Below are 12,461 nucleotides of genomic sequence, written 5' to 3'. Positions count from 1 at the left end.
CCATCGGATGCAGGGTCAACATTACCGTTCAATCATGGTATAATAGCGACGAGAATTAGTAGGCTAGGAGAAGAAAATCATGGCTCAATATACCCCGATGATTCAACAGTATCTGGCTATCAAAAAAGATTATCCGGATACTTTCTTATTTTTTCGCTTAGGCGATTTTTACGAACTGTTTTTTGATGATGCCATTCTTGCGTCCCGTGAGTTGGAAATTACACTGACGGGACGTGATGGTGGTGGTTCTGAGCGCATACCAATGTGTGGAGTTCCACATCATGCGGCAGACGGCTATATCGCAGAGCTACTGAAAAAAGGACATAAAGTAGCCGTTTGCGAGCAAGTCGAAGATCCAAAAGAAGCCAAAGGGGTCGTTCGCCGGGAAGTGACACGCGTCATTACTCCGGGTACGATGATGGAAGGCAAATGGCTGACGGATAAGGAAAACAATTACATGGCAGCGTTGGCCCAAGTAGAAGGGCGAACAGGTGTTTCTGCGTGTGATATGAGTACAGGCGAGATGTATGTTACCTCTTTGGCGGGACAGGCAGAGGGTGCTCTAGATGAAGCCTTGCAATATCGTCCTAAGGAGCTCGTCTTTTTTGGCCTCGCTGATTTGCCGAAGACTGCACTGCCATCTACTGTCGTGGATGCGGACCAACTGGACGCATTTGCAGTGGATAGTCAATACGCGGAGCAGGCAAAAGGGCTGGATATGTCCATGCGGGCGGCGGTCAATGCTCTCTTGTTCTACATAGGGACGACGCAAAAACGTAGCCTTGCCCATATGCGCCTGTTAAAGCAGTACGATGCAAAGCAGTATCTGCAAATGGACGGCTTTTCCAGACGCAATTTAGAATTGACTGAGACCATTCGCGATAAGACGAAAAAAGGCTCCCTGTTGTGGCTGTTGGATCGGACTCAAACGGCAATGGGTGGTCGTCTTTTGCGAAGATGGATTGAGCGTCCATTGCTCAGTCGCGATCAGTTGGAGGCACGCCTGAGCGCTGTGGAAGCCTTGAAGGGGGACATGCTGCTTCGCTCGGATTTGCGGACTTGCTTGGATCGTGTCTATGATTTGGAACGTCTGGCGGGCCGTATTTCCTACGGGAATGCGAACGCACGAGATCTCATTCAGCTACGGATGTCTTTGGAAGCTGTTCCAGAGCTGAAGCAGTATATGATCCAAACGAATACCCCGGTATTGATGGAACTGGCTAACGGGATGGATGAATGTACAGATATGGTCAACTATTTGGCTCATGCCCTTGTGGATGATCCCCCGATATCGGTTCGTGAAGGCGGAATGATTCGGACGGGATATGATGAGTACCTGGACAAGCTCCATACGGCAAGCCGTGAAGGGAAGACGTGGATCGCCCAACTGGAGCAGGGAGAACGGGAAGCGACAGGGATTCGTTCGCTTAAAGTTGGCTTCAATAAGGTGTTCGGCTATTACATCGAAATATCGAAATCCAACATTGCCAACGTTCCAGCTGGTCGGTATGAGCGCAAGCAAACTTTGGCCAATGCAGAGCGGTACATCACGCCAGAGTTGAAGGAACGTGAAGCCCTCATTCTGGAAGCAGAAGAAAAGATGATTGAGCTGGAATACCAGTTGTTCGTGGCTGTAAGAAGTGAAGTCGCGAAGCATATACCAAGACTACAGAACCTCGCGGAGCGTATTGCATCTGTGGATGTTCTCCAGGCGTTTGCTACGGTAAGTGACGAGCGGGGATTTGTACGCCCTGAGCTTGTGGAGAGCGGCGATTACGTCATTACAGAAGGGCGCCATCCAGTAGTAGAAGCCGTTCTGGAGCGCGAAAAATACGTAGCTAATGACGTGGAGATGGATCAGACCAATCGTCAAGTTTTGCTCATTACGGGTCCGAATATGGCGGGTAAGAGTACGTACATGAGACAGATTGCCTTGATCACGGTGATGGCACAGATCGGTTGCTTTGTTCCTGCTAAACAGGCCAAGCTGTCCATTGTCGATCAGATTTTTACTCGAATTGGGGCAGCCGACGATTTGGTAGGCGGGCACAGTACGTTTATGGTGGAAATGCTGGAGACGAGACACGCCCTGCAAAAAGCGACAGCGAAGAGCTTGATCCTGCTCGATGAAATTGGTCGCGGGACTTCGACGTACGATGGAATGGCGCTTGCACAAGCAGTTATTGAGTACATTTGCCAAAAAATAGGTGCCAAAACACTCTTTTCGACGCACTACCACGAATTGACCGGGTTAGCAGAGACGTTGAGTGGTGTCGTGAATGTCAACGCTCGATGCGAAGAACGGGAAGGGAAGCTCTTGTTCCTTCACAAAATTGAAGAAGGACGAGCAGATAAGAGTTATGGAATTCATGTGGCAGAGCTTGCAGAAATGCCGACTTGGGTCATTGAGCGGGCGCGTAGCATCTTAACCGGACTTGAAGCAAATGGGAGTGCAGGGAATGGAAATGCAGCGAGTGACGTCCAAATGTCGCTCGAATCGCTATGGACGGCACCAGTTGCTGCGGTGCGTGAAGAGCCGATGCAGTTTGCGTCAGCGGAGGAAGAAGCGATTATGGCTGAGCTGCGCGAGCTGGATTTGAATTCAACGACGCCAATGGACGCCATGATGAAACTATATGCATGGAAACAGCAATTGAAAAAGCGATAGGGTTCGTCCGGAGGGGAGGCACTCATGGGAACCATTCAAGTTTTAGATGAGCAACTCGCCAATATGATTGCTGCAGGGGAAGTAGTGGAAAGGCCGGCTTCGGTTGTCAAAGAGCTGGTCGAAAATGCAATTGATGCTCGTGCAACGACAATCGAGATCCACGTTGAGGAAGGCGGTCTGGAGATGATTCGGATCGTTGACAATGGGAGAGGGATGGATCGGGAAGATTGTCAGCTGGCTTTTGAGCGCCATGCTACGAGTAAAATTAGCAACGCTCGTGATTTATTCCGTATTCGTACGCTGGGCTTTCGCGGAGAGGCACTGCCGAGTATCGCGGCAGTCTCGCGTATGGAACTGACGAGCAGCACGTCCAGTAGTGAGGTAGGTACTCATCTCTTGATTGAAGGTGGGCAGCTCGGAACGATTTCCGATAAAGCCGCTGTAAAAGGGACAGAAGTATGTGTACGCAGCTTGTTTTTCAACACACCTGCTCGCTTGAAATATATGAAGTCGATCGCCACGGAAGTCGGACATATTTCTGATTATGTGAATCGGCTTGCACTCACGCATCCGTCGATTTCCTTCTTGCTAACTCATAACGGCAAGACACTCTTGCAAACGTCTGGGGACGGAAAGCTACTGCACGTCATGGCGGCGATCTACGGTGTGCAGGTCGCAAAGCTGTTGCTTCCAATTGCAGGGGAGACCCTCGATTATAAGTGGTCTGGTTTTCTTTCGAAGACGGAAGTGACAAGGGCGAATCGCTCTTACCTTTCGACACTGGTAAACGGTCGGTACGTGCGCAGCTATTCGATCAACAATGCGATTATGCGCGGTTATCATACATTGTTACCGATCGGCCGTTATCCGATTGTAGCTTTGCAGATCGAAATGGATCCGTCACTAGTAGATGTGAACGTGCATCCTGCCAAACTAGAGGCGAGATTCAGTAAAGAAGATGAATTGTGCAGTGCAATCGAACAATCGGTAAAAGAGACATTGCGACAAGGCTTGGGGATTGTCAGACCCATGGTTACTCAACCAAAAGCTAAGGTCGTTACCCAGGTTGTTCAACCGCAGTTTGACCTGCAAATTACCAAGCCTGATACTCCGCAATCGCCGTTACTAGCCGCGAGTCCCCGACTCCAGGAATGGATGGCCAAGCAGGAGGTGCCAAGTAAGCAACTGGATCTAGTGACGCCTATCGCTCCATCCTTTGAGAACGGCACGGTGAAGGAGACTTCAGCCAACTATGAAAAGCTAGAGGCTGCAAAAGTAGAGGCTATCCAGAATGAAATCGTGCAGGCGACTTTATTGGATCAAACAGACACGAGGGAAGCTTTCCAGCCTAATGAGACGAAGATTCCGGTACAATTGGACATTGCCCAGGCACCATCTCCTGCGTACCCAATCCATGAAATCAGCAGCGAGGACCATTCAGCCGTAGCGGGTACCGAACAAACACCGCCACTCGTGGAAGGCACCAATGAAAATGAAACGGATTCGCCTGTCCCCGTTATGTATCCAGTTGGTCAAGTCCATGGCACTTACATCGTTGCGCAAAATGACGAAGGCATGTATTTAATTGATCAACATGCCGCGCAGGAGCGGATTTTTTACGAGTATTTCATGGACAAGCTTGCAGAAGAGGACATTTCCAGCCAGATCATGCTGTTTCCTCATACGGTGGAATATACGGCTGCAGAGGCAAGCAAACTGGAGAAGCGACTGTCGCTTTTGCAATCGTTTGGTTTGGAGATCGAGGCATTCGGTGGACGGACCTTTATCGTTCGCGCTCATCCACATTGGTTCCCAGAAGGGGCTGAGCTGGAGGTTATTGAGGAGCTCATTCAGTTTGTACTGGAAACGGGAGAAAACACCCAAGCCAATGTCGTGCTGATGCGCGAAAAAGCTGCCATCATGATGTCCTGCAAAGCATCGATTAAAGCGAACCGCTTCCTGACGCATGCAGAGATGGAAAGCTTGCTGAACCAGCTACGCAAGACGAGCAGTCCGTATACGTGCCCGCACGGCAGGCCGATTGTAATTCATTTTACTGGTTATGACTTAGAAAAAATGTTTAAGCGTGTGATGTAAACGATGCCCTTTGCGGAGAAATCCGGGAAGGGTATTCTACTGTAAAAGAAAGCGGGAAAAAGCAAAAGTCAATAAGAAGCAAATCTCATGCTGGAACAGAGCTTCCTCCATCGAGGCACCTATTAACAGGTCTTGATTGGGGACTACGTTTGGACGGCGGTCCTGGCTGGCACCCGATGGCATTTGCTCCACTAAAAAGTGGGGCTTTTCTTTTTTCGTCACCCCTAAAAAACAAGAACAAACGCTCTTGTTTTTTCAGCAGGGCGGGGTTGAACACCAACAATAGAGGAACTATGTATCAAGACAGGTCGATCTCGCGGCGGCAATTGACAGTGTTGGAGGTCCTGGCACGTGAGGAATGCAGTGAGTGGAAATGTTCTGAACCAGATAACATGACGTTCCTTAAAGCGTGGAAAAGGAAGGAGCTACATAATAGAACACGGCCAAAGAAATAAGCTCCTTTGGCCGTTGAGAAGTAGTTAGTGTTTATTCTGAAGACGACGAGAAATTTCATCTAGTTTATGGATGATAGAAAATAATTGCTCGGAAGTAGTATCCAATTCCTCAGCGGAAACCGTTGATAATGAGACCTGTTGATCAATTTTAAGTAATTGATTGTTAATGTTCTGTAGAGATTGATAAATGTCTTTAGATGAGGCATTCGATTTATCGGCTAATTTACGTACCTCATTAGCAACAACGGTAAAGCCACGTCCGTGCTCTCCAGCTCTAGCAGCTTCAATCGCAGCATTAAGGCCTAGAAGATTGGTTTGTGTAGAAACATCTGCTACGAAGCCGCTGAGTTTCTCAATCTCCTCATTCTGTTCCTTTAACACATTCATGGAATGAGCAATCTCACCATTGTATTCATATAGTTTGGTTGCGGAGTCGGTGAAGACGGAAGAGATTCTAAGCGCTTCCTGGGTTGTAGCTGTCAATTCGGCTGCCATTTGCTCCATATTGTGGCGGTAGCTTACATTTTCACGCATCGTGTCACCGATATACTGTTCAAGAATAATTGCAGAATCAAAAAAAACTCTTTTGAATAGAGCCTGAAAAAATGCAGCTGGGTTTTCTAGCGATTGAATTCTTTCTGAAAAAAGACGTAAATACAGTGAGTACCCACCCAAAAACCAAGAAGCAGACAATCCAATTCTCGCGTGGGTTGTTCCGATTCGTTTTCGGCTGTTTACATATTCTTCATCAATAACAGGAGAAGAAAGTGTTTCGATATACCAAATCTGCATGTTCTTTAATTGGTCCATAGTTACATTTGTACGAATCAATTGATCTAAGTTGGGATATTTTTCCAATTCTTCATAAAAACAATCTACGATTTCTTTTGAGTGAGTGCTGAAGAATTCCTTGTGTGAATACAAAAGGTCTAAGTCTTCTTTTGTTAGGCCGTAGAACAGCCTAAGTGAATTCCATTTGTTATCAAGTGCAATCATGATGCCAACCCCTATTTTCCTTATATGTAATGTAAAACTCTTTCAGATTCTAACAAAAATAAAATGCTAAATAATAATAAAATGTTAAATAAAAATGAAATGTTTATGAACTATATACTGATTCGATAAATATGAGATGTTGAAGAAGGGAGTATCCTTGCAACTAAGAACATGGAAGAAGGTACTAGATGTATGGGAGAGAAAGTAACAAACAAGTCGAATATGATGGCGTGAACGCTCATTTTATAATAGTAATCGATTCGATCTTCTATATAGAGATGCTCGACATAGAGAAGCATTGGGAATCTGGGGACGCAATCAAAAAAGCCTTAATGGAAGAGCCGATCCGATTTACTAAAGGAGTTCCCTGAACTGTGACCTAGGCTTTAATGATTAATTTGCGTATTCATATTCTGTTACAACTGGAATGGGCGTGGTTCAGTATAGTTGCTGGGGGGAGTAAAGTCACGAATCATTGAGTAGATAGGATAGTAACTGCGACAATGGTGATAACAAAATTGACAACGTGCATAAGTAAGACATATAAAAATACGCACTCTACATTCATGAAACACCTCGGAAAGATTCACAAAGTGCAGGTTTTTCATTCCCCGTACCTTGCAATAATGGAGAGTGTGATGTAACAGACACCCCCTGCCTGGGACAATTCTTTCTTTGGAGTTACTATTCAGAAAATTAAAAAATCAAGATTGATTTTAGGCAAACACTGACTTATGATTACTTGCAAAAACGAGGTGAAACAAAATGAGTTCATCACTCCAAACCGGGATGTTTATCTATCCGTGGGATATAGCAGAGAGTGGTATCGAGGCTGTGATGCAAACATTGCAAGAAGCCAGATGCAATACAGCGGTGGTCAATAGCAGCTACCATCAGGGGAGATTTTTTCACCCGCGAAGCAAAACGTTTCGCAGGCTGCCGTTTTCAGGGGTATCGTTTACGCCTGAATGGTCAAAGTACAACCGTTTACGCCCGACTGTACACGAGCCAATCGCACAAGCAGGCATTCTTGGTAAAATGAAAGAAGCTTGTGAGCAGGCAGGGATGAGGTTTCATACTTGGTGGGTTGGCCTTCACAATTCTACACTTGGTTTGGCTCACCCAGATCTTTGTGTGCAAAACATTTGGGGGGATACATACACATACGCGCTATGTCCATCGCAACCTGAGGTACAGCATTACGCCAAGGCCCTTTTTACCGATACGCTAGAGCAGGTCAAGCCAGAGCGGATTTTGATCGAAGCGACAGCCTTTTTGCCGATGAAGCATGGCGAGCATCATGAAGTATGTCTCTTACCGTTAGGAGAATCGCTGCAATGGTTACTCTCGCTCTGTTTTTGCGGGGCATGTACGGAGCGTGCCGAATCGCAGCGAATCGATGTCGGAGCAGTTAAACAGCTTGTAGCAAGGCTAGTCAGTCAGATGGTGGATGCCGATTCTCACTCGCAAGTATCCGCTGAAGCGAGAGAAGTTGCCTTTTTGCTGCTGGAATACCCGGAATTGTATCACTATCAGCAATCTCGTCTGGAAGCGGTAGATCAGTTATGGAGGAGCCTGAGGGAGATCGCACAGAGTCTGGGGACTGCGTTGGATGGCTTTCCGTCCTCGACACCATTTTTTGTGAATCAGTCATATTGGGAAGGGGTTTCTTTGCGAAAAGCAGCGGCTACTCTCGATCGTGTCGTGCCGCTCGCCTATGGAGACAGTGTCTGCGATGTGGCCTATACATTCCATGCAATCAAGCTTGTAGCGCCAGAAGCGACGTTGGGAGCCGCATTTTCCCTGCATCATAACCAAATCCAGTCAGCAGTCGAGTTGGCAGCGAGGGTGAAAACAGCAGTGGATGCAGGCGCTCAATCGATTGTTTATTACAATCTCGGTCTGTTAAATAACCGCAGGCTGAACTGGATCAAACAGGCAAACCTTGCCGTTGAGGAGTGGAGATAACTTTTTCATTTATGCTTGGCGTATACCCCTATGCAACAAGGCCCCCGAAGCTTCGCGGGTCTTTTTTACGTGGGTGAAGCTGTCGGACTGAAAATCATACTACAGTCCGACGCGCTTTCATAAAAAATGGTATGATTGTCATAGCGAACAGGAAAAAAGTTTGGTTCAGATTCTATTTGACCGGCAAATTAATCCTGCTTACAATAATATGATCGTTACCGTTTATGTAAAAACCGTCGAGTCGTTTTTCTGGAACAGCAGTTCTGATCAAAAGGGCGAAGACGTAAGGAAGGGAACAAAGGCGTGATTGTTACGACAGGACTTGAGCCTGGTGAAGAAACCTTGCGTCACGCAGCTGAATTGGCTAGTACATTGGGGCTACAAGTTGTGAATCGACGCGATTTTTCATTGGGTCAAATGCGCAAGCGATATGGGGTAGAAGAAGTGTTGGTGGTTTCCGCTCTCGGAGCACGTCTGGAAGTGCCGGGGAAAAAACCATTCTTTTTTCATCCGAACACATCTGCTTTTCGTATAAAGCGGCTCATGCGCGGCGATACTGATACTATGCTTGTTGCTTGCCAAATTCATCCAGGGGATAAAGTGCTGGACGCCACCTTGGGTTTGGGTGCTGATGCGATTGTATTTTCTCATGCGACTGGGGCAAATGGGAAAGTTGTTGGCATCGAATCTGAGCGATTGCTAGCCATCTTGGTAGAAGATGGACTGCGGCACTGGTCATCCGATGCGGAAGAATTGGAGCAAGCCATGCGTCGTATTGAGGTACGATGTGGCAACCATCTAGAAGTACTGAGAGGACTGCCCGCCCGTTCCTTTGACGTCGTTTATTTCGATCCTATGTTCGAGATAACTGTACAAAGCTCGTCGGGGATCGCTGGAGTCCGTGAGCTCGCCAATCCAGAGGCTCTTTCCGAGGAGGCTGTTTTGGAAGCGCAGCGAGTTGCGAGAAAACGTGTGGTAATGAAAGAAGGAAAAGAAGGTAGGATGTACGAGCGCTTTGGCTTTACGCCGTTTCGCTCCCGCGGCCAGCAGGTCGTGTACAGCTACAAAGAGATAGGTGGAGGGGAGTGACCTTGCAACAGAGAGAAAGGCTAGTCGTGATTATTGGCCCAACAGCGGTCGGCAAAACCCAGCTTAGTCTGGAGTTGGCCGAACAGTTCGACGGTGAGATTATTTCCGGAGATTCCATGCAAGTATACCGTGGGATGGATATTGGCACCGCAAAAGCAGAACCTGAGGAGCTTGCGAGCATACCGCATCACCTCATTGATATTAAAAATCCAGACGAGGAATACTCTGTTGCGATGTTTCAGGAAAGTGCCGCAGGGTTGATTTCAGACATCAACCAACGTGGCAGACTTCCGTTTATCGTCGGCGGGACAGGTCTGTACATAGAATCGGTTACTCATCGATTTCAGTTTTCCACCACTTCTCAAGACCCTGAGCTGCGTGATCGACTGCAAAGATTAGCTGACAGTGAAGGCGTGGAAGCACTACACGCCCGATTGGCCGATGTCGATCCGATTACAGCCGAACGCTTGCATCCCAATGATGTAAAGCGGGTGATTCGCGCATTGGAGATTTATGAAAGCAGCGGGTACAAAATGTCCGACTTTCAGCTCCGGGCGAAGCATTCACCCTATGATTTGGTGATGATTGGTCTCACGATGGACCGCGCAAAGCTGTATGAACGAATCAATCACCGGGTCGAACTCATGATCGAAGCGGGACTGGTTGAGGAAGTGAGGGGGCTCTTGGATGCTGGTTACGACGCGTCACTGGTCTCTATGCAAGGCTTGGGGTACAAGGAGCTCATCCCTTACCTGTATGGAGAAATCACGCTAGAAAAAGCGGTGAACGACATACAGCAGCGAACGCGACATTTTGCCAAACGCCAGCTTTCCTGGTTCAGGCGCATGGAAGAAATCCAATGGTTTGACATGACCGATCCAGCCGAACAGAGGAACAACGTGGAAACTATCAAGCGAATATTGGCAGGAAAGTTTCAACAATTGCCGAATATATAACATACAAGTCCTTTTAGGGGGTAGTGTACATGAAACAGACGATCAACATTCAAGATACGTTCTTGAATCATTTGCGGAAAGAAAACATCGCGGTTACCATTTACCTTGTGAACGGATTTCAATTGCGCGGGTATATTAAAGCATTCGATAATTTCACGATTGTGATTGATAGCGAAGGCAAGCAACAATTAGTATACAAGCATGCGATCTCCACTTTCACTCCGCAACGCCCTGTATCGCTCATGTCTCAGGAGAACAACCAACAGTAAGCGAAGCAACACCAACAGCCAGGATACATGTGATCCTGGTTCTTTTTTATGATCTGGCCCGAGTGTTGGAAATACCATCAACGTCCAAATCCAAAGTATCAATAAAAAAGCCCTGTCGCCGTTGAAGCGAACAGGGCTTTCACATGTGCGCCCAGCATGGGCGTTATCTCTAGGGTTAAAGTCCCGAATGGTGAAGGCAGTAGTAGCCATTAGCTTAAGACAAGGGTGTCCACCGTGAGGTGGAATCTGAAGGAAGTCGGCGGCAAACCTCCGGTCTGAGGAACACGAACCTCATACGAGGCTAGCATTCGTTGGATGAGCCTGCATGTCAAGGCAAAGTCCTTACTGCCAAAGGCGAATGAGAGTAAATGAGGCAGATAGATGGAGGGGAAGATAACGCTCTTACCTGGGGAGACCTGACCGAAACGCCATGCTCACATGGTAACCTTCTTTGAAAGGAGAAGCTGAACGATCAGGAGTCAGCAGAGGTCATAGTACCCTAGTAAGGGACGCCTGAACAGGGAAGGACCGAACATCTAGGAAGAACGAGAAGCTAGGCGTTCATTCTTGCTAATGAGGCAGACAATCCGTAAGGACTTGCTCAGAGGAGGAAGTGGTGAATTCCACGGGGGAATCTGAGAGGGCTGAAGTAAGAATGGCACAAGTAGAAAGAACGTTCACGCGAAAGGAATACCTCAACATGATGAAGCAACTTCTGTCACGGGAAAACCTTCTGACAGCATTAAAGAGAGTGGAAAAGAATAAAGGAAGCCACGGTGTGGATGGTATGTCAGTAAAATCCCTACGTGAACATATCATGACCAACTGGGACTCCATCCGCCAGCAGTTAGAGGATGGTACCTATCAACCGCAACCAGTCCGAAGGGTCGAAATCCCGAAACCTAGAGGTGGGGTACGGTTGCTAGGAATTCCTACTGTGACAGACCGCTTTATCCAGCAGGCAATCGCTCAAATTCTGACCCCAGTTTTCGATCCGATGTTCTCCGAACACAGTTATGGCTTTCGTCCAAATAGGCGAGGACATGATGCAGTTCGGAAGGCTAAAGGATTTATGAAAGAGGGGAAACGGTGGGTTGTTGATTTAGACTTAGAGAAATTCTTTGACAAAGTAAACCATGACAAGTTAATGGGGCTTATCGCCAAACATGTCAAGGAAAAGACACTTCTCAGGCTTATCAGAAGCTATTTAGAATCGGGCATCATGATTAACGGGTTGGAGACAGCAAATGAGGAAGGAGTGCCGCAAGGTGGACCTCTTAGTCCGCTGCTCTCCAACATCATGTTGCATGAATTGGACATGGAGCTAGAAAAACGAGGGCTCAGATTTGTCCGCTACGCGGACGACTGTAATGTCTACGTTTCTTCAAAGAAGGCTGGCGAACGGGTAATGGCATCTATTTCCTGGTTCATCGAGAATAAACTAAAACTTAAGGTGAACATTGAGAAAAGTGCAGTAGACCGGCCATGGAAACGAAAATTTCTAGGGTTTAGCTTTACCCACCAGTCTGATCCAAAGATTCGAATCGCGAAAGAAAGCATGAAGAAGGTAAAACAACGAATTCGGGAATTTACCTCAAGGTCAAACGCGCTTCCCATGGAGTATCGAATTGAACAGCTAAATAGATACCTTATTGGCTGGGCGGGATATTTCTCACTTGCAGACACACCTTCGGTCTTCTCCAGTCTAGACGAATGGATAAGAAGAAGGCTCCGTATGTGCCTATGGAAACAGTGGAAGAACCCTCGAACAAAAGTAAAAAGGCTTATTACTTTGGGAGTGCCCAAAGCAAAAGCCTTCGAATGGGGCAATTCTCGTAAGAGATACTGGCGTATTGCGTGCAGTCCTATACTTCACAGAACTTTGGATAATGCCTATTGGCAGACCGAAGGTCTTAAGAGTCTTAAGGATAGGTATTTTCTTTTACGTCAAACTTAGATGAAC

At 47.2% G+C, this 12,461-nt stretch carries 8 protein-coding genes; 7 read left to right on the top strand and 1 reads right to left on the bottom strand.

Annotated elements, in window-relative coordinates:
• The first annotated feature begins 79 nt into the window (after positions 1 to 79).
• Both mutS and mutL read left to right on the top strand, forming a co-directional pair.
• Entirely contained in the window at positions 80 to 2,668 is a 2,589-nt protein-coding gene (mutS, locus tag ACUUHJ_RS18310) for a DNA mismatch repair protein MutS (protein ID WP_472299583.1), read from the top strand.
• Positions 2,669 to 2,692: 24 nt separating this feature from the next.
• Complete coding sequence (gene mutL / locus ACUUHJ_RS18305) at positions 2,693 to 4,765, top strand: DNA mismatch repair endonuclease MutL (protein ID WP_472299582.1); 2,073 nt, start codon at positions 2,693 to 2,695, stop codon at positions 4,763 to 4,765.
• A 479-nt stretch (positions 4,766 to 5,244) separates the two neighbouring features.
• On the opposite strand, the gene ACUUHJ_RS18300 is transcribed toward mutL, so the two are convergent.
• Positions 5,245 to 6,216, bottom strand: a complete 972-nt coding sequence (locus ACUUHJ_RS18300; protein WP_289673395.1) for a globin-coupled sensor protein — start codon at positions 6,214 to 6,216, stop codon at positions 5,245 to 5,247.
• 765 nt (positions 6,217 to 6,981) lie between these two features.
• Here ACUUHJ_RS18300 and ACUUHJ_RS18295 point away from each other — a divergent pair.
• The 5 genes from ACUUHJ_RS18295 (at position 6,982) to ltrA (ending at position 12,455) form a co-directional block, all read left to right on the top strand.
• On the top strand, positions 6,982 to 8,184 hold the full coding sequence (locus ACUUHJ_RS18295) for a hypothetical protein (RefSeq protein WP_472299581.1): 1,203 nt from the start codon (positions 6,982 to 6,984) through the stop codon (positions 8,182 to 8,184).
• 303 nt (positions 8,185 to 8,487) lie between these two features.
• The gene (locus ACUUHJ_RS18290) at positions 8,488 to 9,273 is read left to right on the top strand and encodes a class I SAM-dependent methyltransferase (RefSeq protein WP_016743401.1); all 786 of its coding nucleotides are present in this window, start codon (positions 8,488 to 8,490) and stop codon (positions 9,271 to 9,273) included.
• Positions 9,270 to 10,229 carry a tRNA (adenosine(37)-N6)-dimethylallyltransferase MiaA gene (miaA, locus tag ACUUHJ_RS18285; RefSeq protein ID WP_172140612.1) on the top strand — a complete coding sequence of 320 codons (960 nt, stop codon included), beginning with the start codon at positions 9,270 to 9,272 and terminating at the stop codon, positions 10,227 to 10,229. Before ACUUHJ_RS18290 ends, miaA begins: the two co-directional genes overlap by 4 nt.
• A gap of 29 nt (positions 10,230 to 10,258) precedes the next feature.
• Complete coding sequence (hfq, locus tag ACUUHJ_RS18280; RefSeq protein ID WP_007719110.1) at positions 10,259 to 10,498, top strand: RNA chaperone Hfq; 240 nt, start codon at positions 10,259 to 10,261, stop codon at positions 10,496 to 10,498.
• Positions 10,499 to 11,153: 655 nt separating this feature from the next.
• Positions 11,154 to 12,455: a group II intron reverse transcriptase/maturase gene (ltrA, locus tag ACUUHJ_RS18275; protein WP_406798395.1), complete on the top strand. Its 1,302-nt coding sequence runs from the start codon at positions 11,154 to 11,156 to the stop codon at positions 12,453 to 12,455.
• Positions 12,456 to 12,461: the final 6 nt, after the last annotated feature.

The organism is Brevibacillus schisleri (assembly GCF_055685845.1).
Note: the sequence above shows the minus strand (reverse complement) of the source record. Positions and strands in the feature narration are given on the sequence as shown.